Raw genomic sequence first — 22,446 nt, 5'->3', positions numbered from 1 at the left:
GATGCCGACGGCGAGAGTGATCGTCACCCGCCCTGCGCGCGAAGCGGCGCGGTGGGTCGACGATCTGTGCGCGGCGGGGGTGGACGCGATCGCGTTGCCCTTGATCGTGATCGACGCGCTCGATGATCCAGCGCCGCTTCGCTCGGCGTGGCAGTGTCTGTCCGACTACGACGCGCTGATGTTCGTGAGCGCTGCCGCGGCCGAGTATTTCTTTCTCGATACGTATGCCGAAGCTGCCGCTGCGCTGCGCATGCGTTTCTGGGCGACCGGATCGGGCACGACGCGCGCGTTGCAGCACGCGGGTGTGCCGGCCTCCGCCATCGACGCGCCGCCCGCCGATGCGGCGCAGTTCGATTCCGAAGCCTTGTGGGCGTGCGTGCGCTCGCAGGTTCGTGCCGGCGTGCGCGTGCTGGTCGTGCGCGGCGGCGATGCATCCGGACAGGCCGAGGGACGCGACTGGCTGGCGCGCCAGATCGCGGCGGCCGGTGGCACTTGCGACGCCGTGGCTGCGTACCGTCGGCTGACCCCGATCTTCGGAGACGTTGAGAAGAAGCTGATCGGCGAGAGCATGGACGGCCATTCGATCTGGTTGTTCAGCAGCTCGCAGGCGATCGCCAACCTGTGCCGCGCAGTGCCCGATATCGACTGGACGTCGGCACGCGCCGTCGCCACCCATCCGCGCATCGGCGAGGCTGCGCGGGATGCGGGCTTCGGTTCCGTGCGGGTGTCGCGGCCATCGCTGACATCGCTGGTCGCGTCGATAGAATCCTTCGAATGAGCGACGCCTCCGTGTTGAACGACGATCTTCAGGGCCCCGCGGTGCGTGCGCCGGTGCCGGCCCCGCTGCAGACGGTGCCTTCGTCGGCCGCCGTGCTGCTGTCGAGGATCGCATTCGGCCTGCTGGCGATCGTTGCACTGCTGGCGCTTGTGATCGGGCTGGCGCTGTGGCAGAAGGTCAACGGCATGCAGGAGCAGCTCGCGCGGCAGAGCGCCGATGCGCTGGCGCAGTCCCTGGAAGCCCGCACCCTCGCGCGTCAGGCGCAAGAGGTGGTGCGCGACACGGCCGCCCGGCTTGCGCTGACCGAAACCCGTGTCGGCGAAGTCGCCCTGCAGCGCGCGCAGCTCGAGGAGCTGATGCAGAGCCTGTCGCGTTCGCGTGACGAGAACCTGGTGGTCGACATCGAATCGGCCGTGCGCCTCGCGCTGCAGCAGGCGCAGGTCACCGGCAACGTTCAGCCGCTGCTGGCGGCGCTCAAGGCCGGGGATCTTCGTATCGCGCGCGCCGCGCAGCCGCGGCTGGCACCCCTGCAACGCGCGATGCAGCACGATGCGGACCGCCTTCGCAGCAGCGCCAGTGCCGACAGCGGCGAAGCGCTCCAGAAGCTCGACGAGCTGATGCGGGGCATCGACGAGCTGCCGCCGCTCAATGCGGTGGCCACGCGCGGCGATGGCCTGAATTCATGGCAGCCCGAACCGATCCCGGCCGATGCGCCCTGGTGGCAGCGCTTCCTGCTGATGGTCCAGGCCGAGGCGCGTTCCCTGTTGCGGGTCGGACGGATCGAGCGCCCGGAGGCGGTGCTGTTGACGCCGGACCAGACCTTTTTCCTGCGCGAGAACCTCAAGCTCAAGCTGCTCAATGCGCGGCTGGCGCTGCTGTCGAGGCAGATCGACACGGCACGCAACGAACTGGCCAACGTGTCGGCCTCGATCAACCGCTATTTCGATCCGGCCTCGCGTCGCGTGCAGGCCGCCGCGACGCTGCTGCAGCAGCTGCAGGCGCAGATGAAGACAAGCGAGCCGCCGCGCATCGATGAAACGCTGGCCGCTCTCGCGACGGCCGCTGCCGGGCGCTAGTCGAACCATGCGGGCGGTACTCTGGTTTCTCGCACTCTTCGGCATCGCGTCGGCGGTGGCGCTGTTCGCCGGCAACAACCAGGGCACGATCACCGTCTTCTGGCCGCCCTGGCGGGTCGATCTCTCGCTGAATCTGGTCCTGCTGATCCTGCTGGGCACCTTCGTGCTGCTGCATCTCGCATTGCGCGGCCTGTCAGCGCTGTTCTCTTTGCCCAGACAGGCGCGGCAATGGCGCCTGCAGCAGAAGGAGCGGGCCCTGCACGCCGCCTTGCTCGACGCGCTGGCGCAATTGCTCGCCGGCCGCTTCTCGCGTTCGCGCAAGGCTGCGCAGGCGGCGTTGGCGCAGGAGCGCACGATCGCGGCACTCGATGCCCACCTGCCGCAAGCCCAGCAGATACGCGTGCTCTCGCACCTGCTGGCGGCGGAAAGCGCGCAGGCCTTGCAGGACAGGGCGGCGCGTGATGCCCATCTCCAGCAGGCGCTCACCGAAAGTGCCGGTCGCAGCGCGCTGCCCGGCTCCGAAACCCGTGAGGGCGTGCAGTTGCGCGCAGCGCGCTGGGCGCTCGACGATCGCGATGCGCCTGCCGCTCTGGCGAGGCTCGAGGAGCTCCCGCTCGGCGCACAGCGGCGGACGCTGGCGTTGCGTCTGCGGCTGAAGGCCGCGCGCCAGGACCGGCGAACCCTGGAAGCGCTGGAGACGGCCCGTCTGCTGGCCAAGCATCGCGCTTTTTCGGAATCGGCTGCACAGAGCATCGTGCGAGGGCTCGCGACGGAGCTGCTGTCGGGTGCGCACGATCCGGCCCAATTGCTGCGCGCCTGGAGCGAGCTGGAGACGCCGGAGCGCGAGATGCCCGAAGTGGCGATCCATGCGGCGCAGCGAATGGTCGTGCTGCGCGGCGATCTCATCCTGGCGCGCGCCTGGCTGCTGCCCGTGTGGGAGCGCATGGTCGAGCACGCGAACGGCCTCGGGGAGGCATGGCGCGTGAAACTCGTGCGCGCGCTGGAGGCCGGCCTCGAATCGATCGACGCCGAATGGCTGGCGCGCATCGAATCGGCGCAGCGCAACAACCCGCGCGACCCGAACCTGCAATATCTGGCCGGCATGGCCTGCATGAAGCGTCAGCTCTGGGGCAAGGCGCAACAGTTGTTGACGCAGGCGGGCCTTGGGCTTCAGGATGCCAACCTGCATCGTCGCGCCTGGCAAGCGCTGGCACAGCTTGCCGAAGCCCGCGACGACGCCGATCAGGCGTCGGCCGCCTGGAAGCGCGCGGCCCAGACCGAAAGCCCCTGAGGCTACGCCCTGAAAGGGCGGGGCGCTATTTTTTTGATAGCAGGAGATACCGATGCATTGCATGTTGGGCGAGCTTGCGGCTATTGTTCCAGGACTTCTTTTTGGCCTCGGCCGTGTGTTTCTGCTCGTCCTAACGATCTACCCCAAGAAAGAATTTGAGTGATTCGGTTCCCTGAGGTACAGTCGTAACTGTTTGCAAAAGTATTCATTTAGAGTCACGACGCGGAGTTGGGTTTGAAACGTTTTCTATTACACGTCGCTGTATTTGCCTCGACCAGTCTGTTGCTGCAGGCCTGTGCGCCCCTTGCGCCCGGGTTCAGCTCTGCCAGCAGCGATGCGGCCCAGGCAGTCTCCCCGTCGGGTTTCTCGACCCCCGACATCGATCCGCCGCCGCCGGGGGCGATCACCGAGATCACGCCTGCATTGCTGCGTGCGCAGCGCGCGGCCGTGTCCAGGGCCTTGAGTCCGGACGTGATGGCGCTCATCGGCGAGCCGCAGCCCTACAAGATCGGTCCGGGTGACGTCGTGGGCATCGTCGTCTACGACCATCCCGAGATCGTCTTCAGCGCGACGCCGGCGACCACGGTGGCCGATCCGGCCAGCATCTCGCCCGCGCCCGGCTACATCGTCTCGGGTTCCGGCCAGTTGAGCTTTCCCTACGCGGGAACGGTGAACGCCGCCGGCATGACCATCCAGGAGCTGCAGGACACGCTGGTGCAGCGGTTGTCCCGTGTCTTCAAGTCGCCGCAGCTCAGCGTTCGCGTGGAGGCGTTTCGCAGCAAGCGCGCCTACGTCGAAGGTGATGTCGGAAATCGCGGCCTGCAGATCTTCACCGACATTCCGATGACCCTGGCGGAATCGCTGGCCCGTGCCGGCGGCGTGCTGGCGACGGGCGACCGCTCTGCCGTCACGCTTACGCGCGACGGCAAGACGACGCAGCTCGATCTGAATGCGATGGCCGACGCCGGCATCGCGCCGAGCCAGATTCCATTGAAGTCCGGCGATCTCATCTTCGTGCGCAGCCGCGAAGAGCGCAAGGTGTCGGTGTTCGGCGAAGTCAGCCAGCAGGCCGGCGTCCTGATGCGCAACGGCAAGCTCAGTCTGAACGACGCGCTGACCGAAGTCGGTGGCGTCAACCTGGCTTCCGCGAACCCGCGCCAGATCTATGTGATCCGCAATGAAGCACAGGGTGGTCAATCGATCTTCCACCTCGATGCCCGGACGCCCACGTCGCTGGCCATGGCGGAAGGTTTCGCGTTGCGGCCCAAAGACGTGGTCTACGTCGACCCGGTCCCGCTGGTGCAGTGGAACCGTGTGCTGAGCCTGATCCTCCCGACGTCGACGACCGCGACCTCTTACCGCGATCTGAGCACTCGGCGAGCCGGACAGTGACCATTCAGAACGTTCTCATTGTGTGCATAGGAAACATTTGCCGCAGTCCGATGGCCGAAGGCTTGATGCGCGAGGCCTTGCCCGGCCGGGACGTCGGTTCGGCGGGACTGCACGCTTTGCTCGGCCGGGGAGCCGACCCGATCGCCTGTGAACTGATGAACGAGCGGGGCATCGACATCAGCCAGCATCAGACGCGCCAGATCGAGCTCGAACTGGTTCAGCGCGCGGATCTGATCCTGGTGATGGACCGCGAGCAGCGACGTGCGATCGAGGAGCGCTATCTTTTCGCCGCCGGCAAGGTGTTTCGTCTTTGCGAGTTCAGCGATCAGGACGTGCCCGACCCGTATCGCGCGGATCGCAGCATTTTCCAGCGCTCGCTCGCGCTCATTGAGGACGGTGCGCAGCAATGGGTCAAACGAATTTCAAGAGTATCCAGTCGATGAATTCCTCTCTCACTCCCAAAACGACCCCTCCCCTTTCGAGCGCGGAGGAGGAGGACAGCCTCGACTTCGGGCACTACGTCGATGTCCTGCTCGCGAACAAGTGGCTGATCGCCATCATCACGCTGGTGGTGTTCGCGATCGGGATCATCTATGCGTTCCTCGAACGGCCGATCTACGAATCCAACATGGTGATCCAGGTCGAGGATCCGGACACCGGCTCCAAGAGCATCCTGAGCCAGGCCGGTGGATTGGTCGACGTCAAGACGCCGGCCAGTGCGGAAATCGAGATCATCCGTTCGCGCAGGATCGTCGGTGAGGCCGTGGATGCCAGCAAGCTCTACATCGCGGCCAGTCCGCGTTACGTTCCCTATATCGGCGGCTGGATGGCGCGGCGCGCGACCGGCCTGTCCGATCCGGGATTCATGGGCTTCGGTGGCTATGTGTCGGGGCTCGAGCGCATCACCGTGGCGGATTTCGACGTGCCGGTTTCGCTGGAAGGCCGGCTTTTCACGGTGACGGCCAGGGCCGGCGGACAGTATTCGCTCGAATACCCGGGCCTGCAGGCGATCACGGGCACCGTGGGAACGCCGCTGAAGGCGAACACCGCGAGCGGGCCGATCGAGTTGCTGATCACCGAACTGGCTGGCAAGCCGGGTGCCCAGTTCAATGTGGTGCGCAACCCCAAGCTGCCGACGATCATCGGGCTGCAGTCGAGCCTCAATCTGGCTGAGCGCGTGAAGGCCTCCGGCATCATCAACGTTTCCCTGCAGGATGGCGACCCCTACAAGCTGGTGCGCGTGCTGAATGCGGTGGGTGACCAGTACGTCAAGCAGAACGTCGAGCGCAAATCTGCTGAAGCGCAGAAGACCCTGGCGTTCCTCGATGTCCAACTGCCTCAGTTCAAGAAGCAGATGGAAGCGTCCGAGGAGATCTACAACCGCTATCGCAACCAGAAGGGGACGGTGGCTTTCAACGAGGAAGCGGCGTTGATTCTCGGCCAAGCCGTGGATCGCCAGACGAAGCTGCTCGAAGCGCAGCAGCGCAGGACCGAACTCGAGGCCCGATTCACTGCCAACCATCCGAGCGTCCAGACCCTCGACACCCAGATCGCGACGCTGAAGACCGATATCGCCAACATCCAGATGCGCATCAAGGGCCTGCCTGCGATCCGCAGGAGGCGGTGCGCATGGAGCGCGACGTGAAGGTGAATACGGATCTGTATTCGTCTCTGCTCAACAATGCGATGCAATTGCGGCTGGTGAAGGAAGGCAAAGTTGGCAACGTTCGTGTGCTGGACGAGGCGATCCTGCCCGAGGCCCCGATCAAGCCGCAGCGCTCGGTCATCATCTCGGCCGCGTTGGCGCTGGGTCTGCTGCTGGGCATCATCGTCGCGTTCGTCAGGAATTCGTTCATCGAGCAGCGCATCCGCGACCCGCACGAGGTCGAGGCCGACAGCGGCCTGCCGGTCTTCTCGACCATTCCACTCAGTTCCGCGCAGACGGCCATCGCCAAGCGGCGCCTGAGCGGTGCGACCGGCGTGCGCCTGCTGGCGATCGAGAATCCGGACGACAGTGCCGTGGAAAGCCTGCGCAGCCTGCGTACTGCGATGCAGTTCGCGATGCTGGAGTCGCCCAACAACCGCGTGATGATCTCGGGCCCGACACCCGGCGTCGGCAAGAGCTTCGTGACCGCGAACTTCGCCGCGCTGATGGCGGCTGCCGGACGGCGCACGCTGCTGATCGACGCCGACCTGCGGCGTGGGCATACGCACCAGTACTTCGGCCTGCAGCGCCATGGCGGCCTGTCGGAATTGATCGCGGGCAGCCTGACGGTGCAGCAGACGGTGCATCGCCAGGTGGTTCCCAATCTCGACTTCCTGGCCACGGGCCAACTGCCTCCCAACCCGGCGGAACTGCTGGTGTCCGATTCGTTCAAGACCACGCTGGAGCGTCTGTCGGAGCAATACGACCTGGTCGTCATCGACACGCCGCCGATCCTGGTGGCGGCCGATTCGTCGACCGTGGCGGCGCACGCGGGCACGGTGCTGCTGGTCGCGCGGGTCGATCATTCCACCATGGGTGAACTCAAGGAAAGCACGCGCCGGCTGGCCATGAGCGGCAAGGCGGCGACGGGTGTGCTGCTCAACGCCATGAACGTCGGACGTCGCGCCTACGCTGCCTACAAGTACGGCCGCTATCGCTACACCAACTACAACTACGAGAGCATCCTGCCCGAAGAGCAGTGAAGAAAGGGGCCAGGCGACACGCGATGTCGCGACCGGCCTCGCACCCTTGCCGAAACGGCCCGCTACAGCGGGCCGTTTCGCTTTCAGCGTCGCGAGTTGCCGGCCAGGCAGGCTTCCAGGTCGCGCTCGAACTGGGCCAGCACCGCGTTGCGATCGAAACGCTGCTCCGCATAGGCGCGCGCGCGGATGCCGAGCTCGCGCCGCCGTTCGGCGTTCGAGGCCAGCGAGACGACGGCATCGGCAAAGGCCTGTGCGTCGTCCGGCGCCACGGCGATGCCGCATTCGGCAGCGACCTGGCCGAGTTCGGTTTCGGGGCGCGCACCGGCCACCACGGGCCTGCCGCTGCTCAGCATGCCGGTGAGCTTGGAGGGCATCACCAGGTCCGCGGCATCCGCGCGCTGCGGCAGCAGGTGGATGTCCGCCAGTCCAAGCAGATCGCCCAGCCGTTCGACCGGTTGAAGATCGAGGAAGCGGACGTTGGTCAGCGCTTCGCAGCGCTTCATGAGCTCCGCACGGCCTGCTCCGTTGCCGCAGAACACGAACTCCAGGCCGGGCTGGTCCTTCAGCCGCAGTGCCATCTCGGCCAACAGTTCCAGGCCCTGCTTGGCGCCCATGTTGCCCGAGTAGAGCGCCACCACCGCATCGGAACGAATGCCCAGTTCGGCGCGGTATGGACTGTCGGCGCCGAGCGGCTGGATGGCCGAGACGTCGGCCCAGTTGGGAAGGAACACCAGTCGCGCGTCGTCGGTGCCCTTGCTGCGTGCGCGCTCGATCATGCGCTGGGAGATGGTGGAAATCCGGTCGAAGCGGCGCATCAGGCTGCGTTCCATCGAGGCCACGCGTGCGCGCAGCCATGCGCCCTTGAGCAGCCCGAGGTCGAAGGCGGCATCCACTTCGTAGTCCTGGATGTGCAGCCATGCCCTGGCCGAGCGCAGCCGCGCGAAGATCAGTGCGGCCGGCGTGCAGAACATCGGCGGTTCCGTGACCCACACCACGTCCGGCTTCCAGCGCCATTGCGCGAGCAGTGCGGGCACGCTGGTCAGTGCGAAGCTCGCCAGATGGAGCAGGCGCTTCGCGCCGCTCACCTTGCGCGGAACCCACAGCGGCGTGCGCAACACTTTGGCTCCGCGCCAGTTCTCCGTGGTGTAGCGAGAGGCGCTGTAGCCGGGCCAGACCGCCCAGTCAGGGTAGTAGGGCGGCGCCGTCACGACGCGCACGTCGTGCCCCTGCGCTGCCAGCCATGCCACCATCTCGCCGGTGTATTTGCCGATGCCGGTGAGCTCTGGTGCGAAGTTGATGCCGTAGACGAGCAGTTTCATGGATCACGAGCTTAGCGGCGAGTGCTCGCGAATGATCCGGACCAGCTTTTCCGCCACGTGCTCCATCTGGAATCGATGATCGAAGCAACGCAATGCGGCCATGCGCATCGCAGCGAGTTCGGCCGGCGTGGAGGCCAGCCAGCGTTGCAGCAGCGACGTCGTGCCATCCAGCGTATCGGTCTCGACGAAGCCTGCGCCATCTTCTTCGATCTCGCGCCAGATGTTGACCTTGTTGCTGATCAGGACCGGCCGGCTGCAGGCCAGGGCTTCGGCGACGGCGATGCCGAAGTTTTCCTGGTGCGACGGCAGGCAGAACACCTCCGAGGCGTAGAAAGCCCCCCACTTGAGATCGCCCGCCAGCATGCCGGTCCAGGTGATGCGCGAAGAAAGGCCCAGTGCGGCTGCTCGGCTCTGCAATTGGCGGGTCAGGGCTTCTTCGCCCGGCCCGGCCATCACGAGCTGGACTTCCGGCGCCGCAGCAGCCACGCGTGCGAAGGCTTCGATCAGCAGGTCGCAGCCCTTCTTTTCATGGATGCGGCCGAGAAAGAGGAGCAGGCGTTTTTGCCTCAGGTCGGGAAACGCAGAGAGGAAAGTCTCGGACAGGGCTTGTGCGTTCTGCGGTGGTGCGGAGGTGCCGTACGAACTGACCGCCTCGCGGCAGCGATACAGCCAGAACGATTCGCGGGCCAGCAGCCGCTCTTCCTCGCAGGTGAAGAGCACGGCGGCCGCGTCGCGCAGCACGCGGTACTCGGCCCAGGGCCAGTAAAGCCACTTCTTCAGGTGCTTGAGCGGGTAGCGGCGCTTGAACCACGGATCGAGCATGCCGTGGCTGTAGACGAAGTAGGGCGTGGGTGAATCGTGCAGCGCACGCCAGGCGCCGAATCCGATGTACTGCCACAGACCGTTGACGATGACGGCATCGTAGTCGCCCGCATGCGCCTTGAGCCACGGGACCAGGCGCGAGTTGTAGCCGTAGCCGGCGACCGAAGGCCCCAGCGCGGTCACCTTGCCCGGAAAGTCGGCGACGAATGTGGCGTCCGGATTGTCCAGGCTCACCAGCTCGCCATGGTGCCCCATGGCACTCAAGGCGTCGTGGATTCGACGCGCGCCCTCGATGGGGCCTCCGCCACGAGGGTCGACGGAGGGGATGAGGTGGAGCAGCCTCACTGTCGCGAGGTGCGGGGCGGGAAGATCTCGAGCCTCGGATACCGGAAGAGCAGGAGAGCGAAGGTGAGCATCACGCCGAGCAGTCCGTTCGCGGTCAATTGCCCGATGGAGGACCACGTGAGCAGCGCGATGGCTGTCGTCAGCCAGACGAGAAGGGGAAAGGGCGAATTCGTCCTGGCCGAAATCCTGACGCTTTTCGCGATGCCGAGGCCGAGCGCGATCGCCTTGAGGGCGAGGAAGACGACGCCCACCAGGCCGCCTTCCAACACGATGCGGCCGCCCTCGGATTCGGCGAGCGCGAAGAAGGCTCCACCGGTGCGGAAGAACGTGGCCAGGTTCGAGCCGAATCCGATGCCGTAGCCCAGCCACGTCATGAGGTTGTAGGCGATGGACTCGCCGAACAGGACGGTGAAAACGCGTCCGCCGAAATCCTCGGCCGCGGAGGCCTGTTCGAAACGTGTCTGCGTGACGTCGATCGCATCCTGGAAGAAGTAGGCAAGGAGCGCGGTGAATGCCAGCGCGACGACGACGGCGACCGCCGCCGCCGGCTTGTTGCGCATCTTCGAGAACAGCAGTCTGCCGACCAGGTAGGCCCCGAACATTGCACCCGACGAGATCACCGCCGTCCGGGATCCGCTCATCACGGCGCCTATGCCGAAGGCCAGGAAAACAGCGAGCGCCAAAAGGTACTGGAAGGTCGTTCTCTTTTTCGCGCCGAGGAGACCGAACACGATCGGCGCCACGAGCGTCATGAAGTTGGCGAAGCCGGTCGTGAAGCTGAACGTGCCGGTGGTTCGAACCACGCCCGCGACGACCACGAAGACGTCGTCCTCGTTGCCGTCCAGCTGCATGTTGATGCGAGCTCCCGGCGGCGAGTAATGCTGCACCAGGGCCAATGGCGCCAGGATGAGCATGATGATGGCGGCCACCATGATCGCGGCGCGATAGTCCGCTTCGTTCATCGTGCATGCAGCGGCGACGGCGAACCACGTATAGAGGAGCCAGAAGCGCATCCCGATGATCAGCACGATCGGCGAGCTTTCTCCGCCGACGAGTTGCACGAGACCCCACAGGAGCACCAGACAGGACCACGCGAACATGATCGCGGCGATCTTCTTTTCTTTCTTGAAGTGGCCACCCTTCCAGGCCTGGATGATCAGAATGAAGGCCAGCAGGTCGCGCACCAGGACCAGCAACAGCGATACCGATTGCGACGACGAGACCCACTTGCGTACCGCGCCCTCGAAAACGACGAGCAGGAAGACGGCCAGAAAGAGATACCCGGCGCGGCTGAGCGACGTCGGTCTGCTCAGCGCCCGGGGATAGGTTGTTGTTGCGGCCACGTTCATGTGTGGGTACCGGGTGATTGGGCGCCGGCGGCCGGCTTCGTGCTCTTGCTCACCTGCGCACCTCGGTGGTCATTGTCTTCAAGGCCACGACATGGGCCTCGATGTCATGCTGCTCATACCATTGGCGCGCCTGACCACCGATCGTGCGCGGATCGACGATCGAGCGATCGAGCGCATCGATGCCCGCCGCATAGTGGACGTTGGCTTTCAGGCCGTCGTGCATGTCGTAGGTTTTCGAAAGCAGAAGAGGGCAAATGCCATGCGCGCAGTAGGCGGCGAAGATACTGCTCTTGGACACGAATCGTGTCGGATAGGCCAGTGCGCCGTAGCTGGCCCGGGACAGCGCCAGGCTCACTTCCTCGGCCGGCAGCATGCCGCGCGCAATGACGCCTTCCTGCGCCAGTCGCTGCGCAAGCGGGCCTTTGGGAAGCGGCGTGCCGATATCGTGGATCTCGAGGCCGTGGCGTTGGGCACAGCGGAAGATCTCGCCGTCCGCCCATTCATAGGCACGGGCTCGAACGGAGCCGGAACCGAAGACGACAAGCTTGCGCTCGCGTTCGGTGCCAGTCGACACCGGCTCTCCGACGGTGGAGAACACCGGAAGGACGCGGTGGGGCGTGTCGTGCGCCTGCTTCAGCAGCCAATGTGCGTAGGTTTCCCCGCTGACGAGCCAGAAATCGGCGAGCGAGAGAAGTTCGCGCGCAATGCGTCGCTGGCAACCGCTGAGCCAGAAGGCGGAGCCCCAGGGCGGCCCGGTCGCAAAGAGCTCGTGAAAGACAATGCCGAAAGCCTTGAAGCGGGTGCGCAGGCTGCGGATCTTGCTGACCAGCCACAGCGGGATGCCGCGCTTCTGGAATCCGTAGCCGCTGAAATGCAGGAACAGGAATTCACCGGAGAGGGACGCGACGTCGGTGCTGTGCGTCAGCTCCATCGCCGGCGCACCGAGCCGGTTGCCGAGGATGGACGCATAGTCTCGCACTCCCCCGGAGCCTGGTGGAATGAGTGAGATGGACGCAGCGTTCATACGCAGGATCAGGACCGGAAAGGCAGGCCGTCAGGCCACGAGCACTTCGTTGCAATAGTCTTCATACGCACGCTCGATGCCTGCGCGCAGCGACGTGCTGGGCTGCCATCCGAGCTTGCGAATCCGGGAGATGTCGAGCAGCTTGCGCGGCGCCCCGTCCGGCTTGCTGGCATCGCAGCGGATGGTGCCACGATAACCCACCACGTCGCTCACCAAGTGCGCGAGATCTGCGATCGACAGGTCTTCGCCTGTGCCGACATTGATGTGGCTCATGGTGACCTCGGTGTGGGCCGTATAGGTTTCCCGGGGAAGGTCCATGACGTGGACACATGCGCTTGCCATGTCGTCGACGTAGAGAAACTCCCGCTTCGGTGATCCCGTGCCCCAGATGACGACGGAGGGCGCATCGGCCAGCTTGGCTTCGTGGAAACGCCGGATCATGGCAGGCAACACATGGCTGTTTTCGGGGTGGTAATTGTCGCCCGGGCCATAGAGATTGGTTGGCATCACGCTGCGGAAATCGGTCCCGTACTGGCGGTTGTAGCTCTCGCAGAGCTTGATCCCTGCGATCTTCGCGACGGCATAGGGCTCGTTGGTCGGCTCCAGCTTGCCGGTGAGCAACGCATCCTCGGCCATGGGCTGCGCCGCAAGCCGCGGATAGATGCAGCTCGAGCCGAGGAACAGGAGCTTCTCCACGCCCGTGCGCCAGGCTTCGTGGATCAGGTTCGCTTCCACCATCAGATTCGAGTAGATGAACTCTGCCGGATAGGCGTTGTTGGCATGAATGCCGCCGACCTTCGCCGCGGCGACGTAGACCTCTTGCGGTCTTTCTTCGGCGAAGAAAGACCGGACGTGCGCCTGGTCGGTCAGATCGAGTTCGGAGCGGCTACGGCTGAGGATGTTGGTGTAGCCCCGGGCTTCGAGGCAGCGCACGATGGCACTGCCCACCATGCCGCGATGCCCTGCAACGAAAATTCGCTTCTGAAACTCGCTCATTGGAATGTCGGCGTTGCGGATGGAATGGAAGCCGGCGAGTTGCCGGCGCGAAGGTCAGGCCAGTTTCTTTTCGCGATCGACCGCCGGCAAGGGCATGTCGTCGAAGCGCACGATGTCGTCTTCGCCGAGGTAGCCGCCCGTCTGCACTTCGATCACCTCGAGGACTGTCTTGCCGGCATTTTCCAGTTTGTACATGGCGCCCACGGGGATGTAAATGGATTCATTCTCCTTGACGAGTCGCGTCCTGTCGTCGCATCTCACCTTGGCCGTGCCCTTGACGACAACCCAATGCTCTGCCCGATGATGATGCATCCGCAGCGCGAGCTGCGCGCCGGGCTTCACCGTCAGGCGCTTGACGGCGAAACGTTCACCATCATCGATGCTGTCGTAGGCGCCCCATGGTCTGGGGATGCGACGATGCCGTGTCGCCTGGCTGTGACCTCGCGTAGCGAGCAGCGCGACCACGTCCTTGACCTGTTCGGCAGAATCGATGTGCGCCACCAGAAGAGCGTCCGGCGTGTCCACCACGAGCAGGTCCTTCGTGCCCAGCGCCACGACAGGGCGGTTGGGGGCGTAGACGAAGGTGTTGTGCGCGCCCATGGCAAAGCCCTGGCCGCTGACCCGATTGCCATGGTCGTCGGGTGTGTGCAATTCGGCGACGGCATTCCAGCTGCCGACATCGCTCCAGCGGCCCTGAAAGGGAAGAACAGCGACCCGTTCGCACTTTTCGAGCACTGCGTAGTCGATGCTCTGGCTGCGGCAGCGTCCGAACGCGGCACTGTCCATGCGCAGAAAATCGCCGTCCGCTTCGACGGCAGCCGTTGCGAGCCGGCAGGCCTCGAGGATATCGGGCGCATGCTGCTCGAGCGCGGCGATCAATACCTTGGCCTGCACCAGCAGGATGCCGGCGTTCCAGAGATGACCACCGGCCAGCAGCAGCTGCTCGGCCTTCGGTGCCGCAGGCTTCTCGATGAACGCGGCCACGGCATGGCCTGCGTCGGTGCCCAGCGTGTCCAGCGGGTCGCCCTGGCGGATATAGCCATACGCGGTGCTGGGGAAGGTCGGCTCCACGCCGAATGCCACGAGGTAGCCGGCGAGTGCGGCGGGAACGCCTTTTCGGATCGTCTTGACGAAGCGATCGGCGTCCGGGATATGGTGATCTGCAGGCGCAAACAGCAGCAGGCTGTCAGGGGCGGCGAGAAGCGCCACCGCCGCCATTGCGGCAGCGGTGTTGCGAGCCACCGGTTCGAGCAGTTGCTTGCCGCACACGTGGGCAGCCTCGATGCTTTCCTGAACCAGAAAGCGGTGCTCCTCTGCAGCGACGCATGTGACTTCCTCATTGAGGAGCCGCAGACGCTCGAGCGTAAGCAACAGGAGATTCCTGCCGCCGATCAAGGGCACGAATTGCTTGGGCAAGGTCTGTCGCGAGAGCGGCCACAGTCGCGTGCCGCTGCCGCCGCAAAGAACGACCGGCCGAATGACTGTCACCGCGAGCCCTCGCCGGTGATCACTGCGCGGACCGTCTTGAACAGGATCTTGATGTCGAGCCAGAGCGACCAGTTGTTGACGTATTCCACATCGAGCTCAACGCGCCGTGCATACGAAAGTCGATTGCGGCCGCTGACCTGCCACAGTCCGGTGATGCCGGGACGCATTGCGCAATAGTGCTCCCAACCCTTGCCGTAGAGACTGCGCTGCCGCTCCATGCAGGGACGCGGACCGACGATGCTCATGTCGCCCTTGAGCACGTTCCAGAACTGAGGCAACTCGTCGAGGCTGAGCTTGCGAATGAATTGGCCGATGGGCGTGATGCGCGGATCCTTTTCCAGCTTCTGGAAGGTGTCCCACTCTGTGCGGGCCATGTCGTTGCGGCTCAGGAATTCGTCCAGCACATGCTCCGAGTTGTGGACCATCGAGCGGAACTTGTAGAAGCGAAACCTCTGGCCGCGTTCCCCGAGGCGGTTCTGCCAGAAGTGCACCGGACGTCCCATGCTGATCCGCACGCCCAACGCGACAAGGAGGTACAAGGGGCCAAAAACGGCAAAGAAAATCAATGCACCAACGATGTCCATTGCACGTTTCGTCGTGCGCTCGAGATAGCTGAGCCTGCGCGGCTGTACATGCACGGGCGGGGTCGAAGAGCCGCCGCCGTCTGGCGTAAAGCGTCGAACTACGTGGCCGTGTGCAGTCGAGTCGGAACGAAACATTTTGAAAGTCCCCCGTGTCGGGTGCTGCCTCAATCTTCAATGCGCGGCAGTGTAACGCTTTACTACTATTGGCAAGAATTTGAACACATCATGAAGGCGCTGTGTTGTGAACAAAAGCCGTACATCTTCCGATAAATGAAGTGCACCGTCCCTCTGTAAGGTGAGTTCAGAAGGCTCCTTGTGCGGCGCAACATCTTCGTCGAGAGTGTAGTCCTTTTGTATGACAATATGTTAACGCTTCTGGACCAACAAGTGTTGTAGAGATGCGGCGTTTTGCATTCTTGTGACTTAATGCTGCGGCCGAACCTGCTGCAATGCAGCAAGAACGTACCGATACGCGTGAATTCAAAAGGTTACACAGGAGACCGTGATGCCAAGGACGGTGCCGTGGCGTGTCAGGGCGGCCTGGCGCGACCCCTTGCACCGGTTGGCGTGTCTTGGCGCCGGCGCAAAAAAAGGGAGGCGCGATGGCCTCCCTTTTTCCTCAGTGACGCGTCGCGTCGTCCAAGGGTTGCTCGAACGGCAGCAGCATCGTGCTCAGGTCGCGTCGAGTTTCGACGAGGACGAGCGGGCCTTCGTCCACCACGATCATTGGCGGACGCTCGCGAGGCACATGAGCAGGCTTGGGTTCCGCCGCAATGGCGGCGCGAACCTGCGCGACCCGGTCGGCGTCGGAATTCACCCAATGCAGCCCTGAGCCTTCGGCGATCTGCGCGAGTTCATCGATCGGCAGTTCGAAAGGCTGGACCTTGGGAAGTGCGCGCGAGGTCGGCGCCTTGAGGTCGACCACGATGGGCGACGAGGGCGACGAGGGCGACGAGGGCATCGCGGGTCGTTCGGCGCGTCCGGCAGGTTGCTCAGTGGCCTGAGCGTCGCCGGCAGAGCTTGCTGCGAACGCTTGTGCGGTGGTCGCGTCGGCCTCCTCGCGCGGGCTGCGCTCGCGGCGGTCACGTCCGTAGCGATCGCGCGAGCGCCCGCGGCGTTCGTCGCCGTCCTTGCGCGGTGCAGAGGCGCCCGAATCCTCTTCGTTCGCGGCAGTGCCGACAGCGCCGGCGTCGAGTGGCTGCGAGTCCGCAGGTTCTTCGACGGCCCGCGGCGCAACGTCGCTGCGCCGCTCGCGACGGCCCTCGTTGCGCTCGCCGCGAGGGGTGCGCTCCTCGCGTGCATTGCGGGCGCCGCGGTCTGGGGCCGCGCTGTCCTGCAGCTGCGATGCGTCGCCGTCGATCTCGCGTGCGGCGTCGGTAGTGCCTTCGCGTGTCGCATCGGCGTTGCGCTCACCGCGTTCCCGGCGCTCTCCGCGTCCACGCGGCGCACGTTCCGCTGGTGCGGCGCCTTCATCGCCGGCGAACGCCACGGGGGCAATGGTGCGCGCGTCGAGCTGAGCATCGCCCGATTCCTGCGGTGCAAGACGGGCTTCACCGTCGCGGCGCTCGCCGCGACCCCGGCGTTCGCCGTCGCGCGGGCCGCGTGCTTCGCGCTGCTCTCGTGGCTGGGCATCGCTGCGAACTTCGCGTCCCTCGCGACGCTCGCCGTCGCGGCGTTCACCTGATCGGCCGCCCCGGCGTTCGCCGTCGCGACCATTGCGGCCCTCGCCGCGACCGCCGCGGCGCTGATCGCCGTCGCGCGGGGTGCGGGCCTCGCCATCACGGCCTGGTCGGCCTTCGCGGCGTGGCTTCGGTGCCTCGACAGGAATCGCGACCGGCGGCGTCGGCGCAGCTGCAGGCGCAGGTGTGGCAGCGAACAGGCTCTTGAGCCAGCCGATGAAGCCCGTTTCGGCAGCTTTGTTGGCGGCGACGGGCACAGGCGGCGTTGACAGGGGGGCGGGCGCAACGGCCGGCGGACGCGGGGCTTCCTGCTTGGGCGCGACGATGGGCGCGGGCGCATCCGGCAACACGCCCTTGATCACCGGCGTCTGCTTGTTGGTCGGTTCTTGCGAGCGACGCGTGACCGAAGTGGGGTCTTCGATCTCGTCGGCCATCTTGTAGCTGGCCTCGATATGGTCGAGGCGAGGATCGTCGTGCTTGAGCCGCTCCAGCTTGTAGTTGGGCGTTTCGAGCGTCTTGTTGGGCACCATCAGCACGGTCACGCGCTGCTTGAGCTCGATCTTCGCAATCTCGGGACGCTTTTCATTCAGCAGGAAGGACGCGACTTCGACCGGCACCTGGACATGCACGGCCGCCGTGTTGTCCTTCATGGATTCCTCTTGAATGATGCGCAGGATCTGCAGTGCGCTCGATTCGGTGTCGCGTATGTGGCCAGAGCCGCCGCAACGCGGGCAGGGGATCGAGGAGCCTTCGCTCAGCGCCGGCTTCAGGCGCTGACGGCTCATTTCCATCAGGCCGAACTTGCTGATCGAGCCGAATTGCACGCGGGCACGGTCTTGCCGCAGCGCGTCACGCAAGCGGCTTTCGACTTCGCGGCGGTTTTTCGATTCATCCATGTCGATGAAGTCGATCACGATCAGTCCGCCCAGGTCGCGCAGGCGCATCTGGCGGGCCACTTCGTCTGCGGCCTCGAGGTTGGTGCGGGTGGCCGTCTCCTCGATGTCACCGCCCTTGATGGCGCGGGCGGAATTCACGTCGACCGAGACGAGCGCTTCCGTATGGTCGATCACGATGGCGCCGCCGCTGGGCAATTGCACCGTGCGCGCGTAGGCCGACTCGATCTGGTGTTCGATCTGGAAGCGGCTGAACAGCGCGGCGTCGTCGCGGTAGCGCTTCACGCGTGCCGCGTGTTCCGGCATCACGTGCGCCATGAACTGCTGCGCCTGATCGTAGATGTCGTCGGTGTCGATCAGGATGTCGCCGATGTCGTGATTGAAGTAATCGCGGATGGCCCGGATCACCAGCGACGACTCCTGGTAGATCAGGAACGCACCCTTGCCGCCCTTGGCCGCGCCGTCGATGGCGGCCCAGAGCTTGAGGAGGTAGTTCAGGTCCCACTGGAGTTCGGGCGCCGAGCGACCGATGCCCGCCGTGCGGGCGATGATGCTCATTCCCTTGGGATATTCGAGCTGATCCATCGCCTCCTTGAGTTCGGCGCGATCATCGCCTTCGATACGCCGGCTCACGCCGCCGCCGCGCGGGTTGTTCGGCATGAGCACCACGTAGCGGCCGGCCAGCGAGATGAACGTGGTCAGCGCCGCGCCCTTGTTGCCCCGTTCTTCCTTTTCGACCTGGACGACCAGTTCCTGGCCTTCCCTGATCGCGTCCTGGATCCGGGCCTGGCTGGCCGAGACCCCCTCTGCGAAGTACTGCTTGGAGATTTCCTTGAAGGGCAGGAAGCCGTGGCGATCTTCGCCGTAGTCCACGAAGCAGGCTTCGAGCGACGGCTCGACGCGCGTCACGACCGCCTTGTAGATATTGCCCTTGCGCTGTTCGCGTCCTTCGATTTCGATTTCATAGTCGAGGAGCTTCTGCCCATCGACGATGGCCAGGCGGCGTTCTTCGGCCTGCGTGGCATTGATCAGCATCCGTTTCATGATGCGTTGTCCTTATATCTGTTCGTATCGCTCTACCGGTCCATGACGGACCTAACGATGCACGGACGACGCTCGCGAAACGAAGGAATTGCCGCTGTGCCCTGGCTGCTGTGGTGGCATCGGCGCGTGGCGCGTCGATGCCATCGAGTGTCAACTCAATAGCAGACGGGGTGGGGGCGCATGGATGGGCGCGAGCCCGATGTGGTGCTGATTCGCCGTGTTTTCCATGGCGCTTGGCGCAATGGTGGCGCGTATCTCCGATGACTCAATAGCCCGGGTCGCCGGCAGCAGCCAGCGGAGGCACAGTTGAATCAGCAGCATCAACACAAGGTACTCGCTTCGATCCGCCGGCAGCTGGAGCCTGCAGGCTGGGTATTCCGTATCGGTGTTTCGTGGGCGTCGGCTTGACTTGGATGCAGGGCCTGCCGCCTTGCGCGCTTGCGCGTGGCTTGCAGGCCCAACGCCAAAGCGGCATCGACCTCGCAACGCTTCCCGCAGTGCTCTAAACTTCTGATTAATCAAGCACTTACAAGACCGCGCTGGTGAAAAACATTATAGGTGCGAAGCCAAGTCCCGCGGCAGCAGAAGTTCGCTTCCTGACGGTGGATGGGGAATCCGCGGGTCAGAGACTCGATAACTTCCTGTTTAAACAGCTGAAAGGCGTGCCCAAGACCCATGTCTACCGGATCATCCGGTCGGGAGAGGTGCGCATCAACAAGGGGCGCGCGCAGGCGGAGACACGCCTCGCGCCCGGCGACGTATTGCGGCTGCCGCCGGTGCGGACATCGGCACCGGCGCAGGCGGGAGGCCAACCGCTGGCGCCTGCTCGCGAATTCCCGGTGCTGCTGGAGGACGAAGCAGTGCTCGCGATCGACAAGCCGGCCGGCGTCGCGGTGCACGGGGGCAGCGGCGTGAGCTCCGGGGTGATCGAGCAATTGCGCGCCGCCCGTCCAGCCGCGCGTTTCCTGGAACTGGTCCATCGGCTCGACCGCGAGACTTCGGGCATCCTGTTGGTCGCCAAGAAGCGCAGTGCATTGACGGCGCTGCAGGAACAGTTTCGCGAGCGCGAGACCGGCAAGACCTACCTGGCGCTGGTCGAAGGGCGCTGGCCCGCGAACAGGAAGGTGCTCGATGCTCCGCTCGCCAAATACCTGCTGCCGGGCCAGAACGGAGCCCCCGAGGCCGGCGAGCGGCGGGTGAAGGTCGTCGCCAAGGATCATCCCGATGCGATGCGTGCGGTGACGCTCGTGAAGGTCATCGCGGGGTTGACGCTGGGCCCCGAAACTGGCGAATGCTCGCTGCTGGCGGTCACCATCAAGACCGGTCGCACCCATCAGATCCGGGTCCACCTTGCATCGGCCGGGCATCCGATCGCCGGCGATGACAAGTACGGTGATTTCGAGCGCAATCGCGCGCTCCAGAAGCTCGGCCTCAAGCGCATGTTCCTGCATGCCTGGCGCCTGCAGTTCACACATCCTGCGACAGGCGCGCGCCTGTCGCTTCAGGCCGCCTTGCCACCGGAGCTGAAGGCATTGACGCCGCAGGAAGTACAAGATGCACTTGCCACCTATCTTTCGACTGGTTCCGCATGACTGATGCCCGTCCTCGCCGCTTCGACCTGATCGCCTTCGATTGGGACGGCACCCTGTACGACTCGACCCGCCTCATCGTGCGCTGCATCCAGGCCGCCGTGATCGACGTCGGAGGCGCCAAGCCTAGCGAGAGCGATGCCGCATGGGTGATCGGTCTCGGCTTGGCCGAGGCGCTTGCCCGTGCCGCGCCCGACGTGCCGAAGGAAAAGTACCCCGAGCTGGGGGCACGCTACCGCTACCACTATCTGCAGCGCAAGGATGATCTGGTGTTGTTCGACGGCGTTCTGCCGATGCTGGACGCGCTTCGCGACCGTGGCCACAAGCTGGCCGTGGCCACCGGGAAATCGCGGCGCGGCCTGAATGAAGCGCTCACGACCGTGGCGCTGCGGGATCGCTTCGATGCATCACGCACGGCCGACGAGACCTTCGGCAAGCCGCACCCGCGCATGCTGCTGGAATTGATGGAAGAGCTCGAGGTGCCGGCCGATCGAACCTTGATGATCGGCGACACCACGCACGATCTCCAACTCGCGGTCAACGCGGGTTGCGCGAGTGTGGGCGTGAGCTACGGTGCGCACGAGCCGGACAGTTTCGACACGCTGACGCCTCTTCACGTGGCGCATTCGGTTTCCGATCTCCAGCAATGGCTTCTCGAGAACGCCTGAAAATTCGCCGATGAGCGAAAGCATTCCCTTGTGTAACGCCGCCGATCTGGTCGAGGGTGGGCGTGCCGTTCCCTTCGATGTGGTCCACGGCGGCGAAACATGTCGTGCCTTTGCCGTTCGCTACGAAGGTCTGCCGCACGCCTATCTGAACCGTTGCAGCCACGTCGCCATGGAACTGGATTTTCAGCCCGATCGCTTCTTCGACGACAGCGGCCAATGGCTGCTTTGCGCCACGCACGGTGCGGTCTACAAGCCGGACACTGGCGCGTGCGTCGGAGGCCCCTGCCGAGGCGGTCTCGTGAAGATCGAGCTCAGCGAACGGGACGGTGTGGTGCACTGGCATACTGCCTGGAACCTCCAACCCCTGGCGTTCTGACATGACCGATTCCAACCGCACGGAACCTGAAGGTTTCGAGCCTTTCGAGCGCACAGCGCCCAATTCTCCTGTTCAAGGTGGCACAAGAAACATGTCCAGAAACGATCCGACGCAGCAATCCGGCTGGGAGCGCGCGACGCTGGAGAAATTGGCTTTTGCTTCGTTGCGGGAACAGAAAGCCACTCGCCGCTGGAAGACCTTCGTTCGCCTCAGCTGGCTTGCCTTCTTCGTCTTCCTGGTTTGGTTCGCCATGTCGCGCGCCGCGCCGACCAGCACCAAGGCCACGCCGCATACTGCCGTGGTCGAGATCAAGGGCGAGATTGCCGCCGGCGCCGATGCCAGTGCGGAATTCGTGGTCGCAGCCATGAAGACCGCTTTCGAAGACGACGGTGCCAAAGGCATCATCCTGCTGATCAATTCGCCGGGCGGAAGCCCGGTGCAGGCGGGCATCATCAACGACGAGATCAAACGCCTGCGTGCCAAGTACAACAAGCCCATCTACGCCGTGGTCGAGGAAAGCTGCGCATCGGCGGCGTACTACATCGCCGCGGCGACCGACAAGATCTACGTCGACAAGGCCAGCATCGTCGGAAGCATTGGCGTCCTCATGGATGGCTTCGGCTTCACGGGCCTCATGGACAAGCTCGGCGTGGAGCGCAGGTTGTTGACCTCCGGCGAAAACAAGGGCTTCCTGGATCCTTTCAGTCCGATGAACGACGCCCAGCGTGCGCATGCGCAGCAGATGCTCGACCAGATTCATGCGCAGTTCATCGACGTGGTCAAGAAGGGCCGTGGCGATCGATTGAAAGTCAATACGCCCGGTCTCTTCAGCGGCCTGTTCTGGAGCGGGCAAGAAGCGGTGGACCTGGGCTTGGCCGACCAACTCGGGAACGTCGACTTCGTTGCACGCGAGGTGATCAAGGCAGAGGACGTGATCGACTACACGCGGCGGGACAATGTGGCCGAGAAGCTGGCCAAGAAATTCGGCGCGGCGATGGGCGATGCTTCGGTGCGGGCGATGCGCTTGGCACCGGCATTGCACTGA

At 64.6% G+C, this 22,446-nt stretch carries 19 protein-coding genes; 11 read left to right on the top strand and 8 right to left on the bottom strand.

The annotated features are described in order from the left end of the window. Position 1: 1 nt before the first annotated feature. The 7 genes from E5P2_RS20355 to E5P2_RS37805 all read left to right on the top strand — a co-directional run bounded on the left by E5P2_RS20355 (position 2) and on the right by E5P2_RS37805 (position 7,225). The gene (locus tag E5P2_RS20355) at positions 2-778 is read left to right on the top strand and encodes a uroporphyrinogen-III synthase (protein WP_162568894.1); all 777 of its coding nucleotides are present in this window, start codon (positions 2-4) and stop codon (positions 776-778) included. Next, complete coding sequence (locus tag E5P2_RS20350) at positions 775-1,854, top strand: uroporphyrinogen-III C-methyltransferase (RefSeq protein WP_162568893.1); 1,080 nt, start codon at positions 775-777, stop codon at positions 1,852-1,854. Before E5P2_RS20355 ends, E5P2_RS20350 begins: the two co-directional genes overlap by 4 nt. A gap of 7 nt (positions 1,855-1,861) precedes the next feature. After that, positions 1,862-3,145 carry a heme biosynthesis HemY N-terminal domain-containing protein gene (locus tag E5P2_RS20345; RefSeq protein WP_162570577.1) on the top strand — a complete coding sequence of 428 codons (1,284 nt, stop codon included), beginning with the start codon at positions 1,862-1,864 and terminating at the stop codon, positions 3,143-3,145. A gap of 234 nt (positions 3,146-3,379) precedes the next feature. Beyond that, positions 3,380-4,537 carry a polysaccharide biosynthesis/export family protein gene (locus E5P2_RS20340; protein WP_232080775.1) on the top strand — a complete coding sequence of 386 codons (1,158 nt, stop codon included), beginning with the start codon at positions 3,380-3,382 and terminating at the stop codon, positions 4,535-4,537. Continuing rightward, on the top strand, positions 4,534-4,980 hold the full coding sequence (locus tag E5P2_RS20335) for a low molecular weight protein-tyrosine-phosphatase (RefSeq protein WP_332107554.1): 447 nt from the start codon (positions 4,534-4,536) through the stop codon (positions 4,978-4,980). The genes E5P2_RS20340 and E5P2_RS20335 overlap by 4 nt, the downstream gene beginning before the upstream one ends. Further along, positions 4,977-6,182: a Wzz/FepE/Etk N-terminal domain-containing protein gene (locus E5P2_RS37810; protein WP_232080773.1), complete on the top strand. Its 1,206-nt coding sequence runs from the start codon at positions 4,977-4,979 to the stop codon at positions 6,180-6,182. Before E5P2_RS20335 ends, E5P2_RS37810 begins: the two co-directional genes overlap by 4 nt. After that, a complete protein-coding gene (locus E5P2_RS37805; protein ID WP_232080772.1) occupies positions 6,179-7,225 on the top strand; it encodes a polysaccharide biosynthesis tyrosine autokinase in 1,047 nt (348 codons plus the stop codon). The genes E5P2_RS37810 and E5P2_RS37805 overlap by 4 nt, the downstream gene beginning before the upstream one ends. A gap of 83 nt (positions 7,226-7,308) precedes the next feature. Here the strand turns inward: E5P2_RS37805 and E5P2_RS20325 are convergent, their stop codons facing one another. The 8 genes from E5P2_RS20325 to E5P2_RS20290 all read right to left on the bottom strand — a co-directional run bounded on the left by E5P2_RS20325 (position 7,309) and on the right by E5P2_RS20290 (position 18,768). Continuing rightward, positions 7,309-8,544, bottom strand: a complete 1,236-nt coding sequence (locus E5P2_RS20325; RefSeq protein WP_162568891.1) for a glycosyltransferase WbuB — start codon at positions 8,542-8,544, stop codon at positions 7,309-7,311. Between the two features lie 3 nt (positions 8,545-8,547). Further along, the gene (locus E5P2_RS20320; RefSeq protein ID WP_232080771.1) at positions 8,548-9,621 is read right to left on the bottom strand and encodes a glycosyltransferase; all 1,074 of its coding nucleotides are present in this window, start codon (positions 9,619-9,621) and stop codon (positions 8,548-8,550) included. Positions 9,622-9,707: 86 nt separating this feature from the next. Then, positions 9,708-11,060 carry a hypothetical protein gene (locus tag E5P2_RS20315; RefSeq protein WP_232080770.1) on the bottom strand — a complete coding sequence of 451 codons (1,353 nt, stop codon included), beginning with the start codon at positions 11,058-11,060 and terminating at the stop codon, positions 9,708-9,710. Positions 11,061-11,109: 49 nt separating this feature from the next. Then, entirely contained in the window at positions 11,110-11,991 is an 882-nt protein-coding gene (locus E5P2_RS20310; RefSeq protein ID WP_162568888.1) for a hypothetical protein, read from the bottom strand. 123 nt (positions 11,992-12,114) lie between these two features. Then, on the bottom strand, positions 12,115-13,080 hold the full coding sequence (fcl, locus tag E5P2_RS20305) for a GDP-L-fucose synthase (protein WP_162568887.1): 966 nt from the start codon (positions 13,078-13,080) through the stop codon (positions 12,115-12,117). Between the two features lie 54 nt (positions 13,081-13,134). Beyond that, entirely contained in the window at positions 13,135-14,568 is a 1,434-nt protein-coding gene (locus E5P2_RS20300; protein ID WP_162568886.1) for a mannose-1-phosphate guanylyltransferase/mannose-6-phosphate isomerase, read from the bottom strand. Further along, positions 14,565-15,287, bottom strand: a complete 723-nt coding sequence (locus tag E5P2_RS20295) for a sugar transferase (protein WP_162568885.1) — start codon at positions 15,285-15,287, stop codon at positions 14,565-14,567. The genes E5P2_RS20300 and E5P2_RS20295 overlap by 4 nt, the downstream gene beginning before the upstream one ends. Positions 15,288-15,771: 484 nt before the next feature. Beyond that, positions 15,772-18,768 carry an Rne/Rng family ribonuclease gene (locus E5P2_RS20290; protein ID WP_162568884.1) on the bottom strand — a complete coding sequence of 999 codons (2,997 nt, stop codon included), beginning with the start codon at positions 18,766-18,768 and terminating at the stop codon, positions 15,772-15,774. A gap of 542 nt (positions 18,769-19,310) precedes the next feature. On the opposite strand from E5P2_RS20290, the gene E5P2_RS20285 reads away from it, so the two are divergent. From E5P2_RS20285 to E5P2_RS20270, 4 genes are read left to right on the top strand one after another with little or no spacing between them, the layout of a single operon-like run. After that, positions 19,311-20,360, top strand: coding sequence for an RluA family pseudouridine synthase (locus E5P2_RS20285; protein ID WP_162568883.1), 1,050 nt, complete (start codon positions 19,311-19,313; stop codon positions 20,358-20,360). Further along, positions 20,357-21,025: an HAD-IIIA family hydrolase gene (locus tag E5P2_RS20280; RefSeq protein ID WP_162568882.1), complete on the top strand. Its 669-nt coding sequence runs from the start codon at positions 20,357-20,359 to the stop codon at positions 21,023-21,025. The genes E5P2_RS20285 and E5P2_RS20280 overlap by 4 nt, the downstream gene beginning before the upstream one ends. 10 nt (positions 21,026-21,035) lie before the next feature. Then, a complete protein-coding gene (locus E5P2_RS20275) occupies positions 21,036-21,401 on the top strand; it encodes a Rieske (2Fe-2S) protein (protein ID WP_162568881.1) in 366 nt (121 codons plus the stop codon). A gap of 1 nt (position 21,402) precedes the next feature. After that, entirely contained in the window at positions 21,403-22,446 is a 1,044-nt protein-coding gene (locus tag E5P2_RS20270; RefSeq protein ID WP_162568880.1) for a S49 family peptidase, read from the top strand.

Origin of the sequence: Variovorax sp. SRS16, from assembly GCF_901827165.1 — a bacterium.
Taxonomy (GTDB): Bacteria; Pseudomonadota; Gammaproteobacteria; order Burkholderiales; family Burkholderiaceae_C; genus Variovorax.
Note: the sequence above shows the minus strand (reverse complement) of the source record. Positions and strands in the feature narration are given on the sequence as shown.

What these genes read in the sequence shown, in the direction of transcription:
- E5P2_RS20355 (WP_162568894.1), top strand. Translation starts at nt 2, where the DNA reads ATGCCGACGGCGAGAGTGATCGTCACCCGCCCTGCGCGCGAAGCGGCG.
- E5P2_RS20350 (WP_162568893.1), top strand. Translation starts at nt 775, where the DNA reads ATGAGCGACGCCTCCGTGTTGAACGACGATCTTCAGGGCCCCGCGGTG.
- E5P2_RS20345 (WP_162570577.1), top strand. Translation starts at nt 1,862, where the DNA reads ATGCGGGCGGTACTCTGGTTTCTCGCACTCTTCGGCATCGCGTCGGCG.
- E5P2_RS37810 (WP_232080773.1), top strand. Translation starts at nt 4,977, where the DNA reads ATGAATTCCTCTCTCACTCCCAAAACGACCCCTCCCCTTTCGAGCGCG.
- E5P2_RS20325 (WP_162568891.1), bottom strand. Translation starts at nt 8,544, where the DNA reads ATGAAACTGCTCGTCTACGGCATCAACTTCGCACCAGAGCTCACCGGC.
- E5P2_RS20320 (WP_232080771.1), bottom strand. Translation starts at nt 9,621, where the DNA reads ATGGGGCACCATGGCGAGCTGGTGAGCCTGGACAATCCGGACGCCACA.
- E5P2_RS20315 (WP_232080770.1), bottom strand. Translation starts at nt 11,060, where the DNA reads ATGAACGTGGCCGCAACAACAACCTATCCCCGGGCGCTGAGCAGACCG.
- E5P2_RS20310 (WP_162568888.1), bottom strand. Translation starts at nt 11,991, where the DNA reads ATGGAGCTGACGCACAGCACCGACGTCGCGTCCCTCTCCGGTGAATTC.
- fcl (WP_162568887.1), bottom strand. Translation starts at nt 13,080, where the DNA reads ATGAGCGAGTTTCAGAAGCGAATTTTCGTTGCAGGGCATCGCGGCATG.
- E5P2_RS20295 (WP_162568885.1), bottom strand. Translation starts at nt 15,287, where the DNA reads ATGTTTCGTTCCGACTCGACTGCACACGGCCACGTAGTTCGACGCTTT.
- E5P2_RS20290 (WP_162568884.1), bottom strand. Translation starts at nt 18,768, where the DNA reads ATGAAACGGATGCTGATCAATGCCACGCAGGCCGAAGAACGCCGCCTG.
- E5P2_RS20280 (WP_162568882.1), top strand. Translation starts at nt 20,357, where the DNA reads ATGACTGATGCCCGTCCTCGCCGCTTCGACCTGATCGCCTTCGATTGG.
- E5P2_RS20275 (WP_162568881.1), top strand. Translation starts at nt 21,036, where the DNA reads ATGAGCGAAAGCATTCCCTTGTGTAACGCCGCCGATCTGGTCGAGGGT.
- E5P2_RS20270 (WP_162568880.1), top strand. Translation starts at nt 21,403, where the DNA reads ATGACCGATTCCAACCGCACGGAACCTGAAGGTTTCGAGCCTTTCGAG.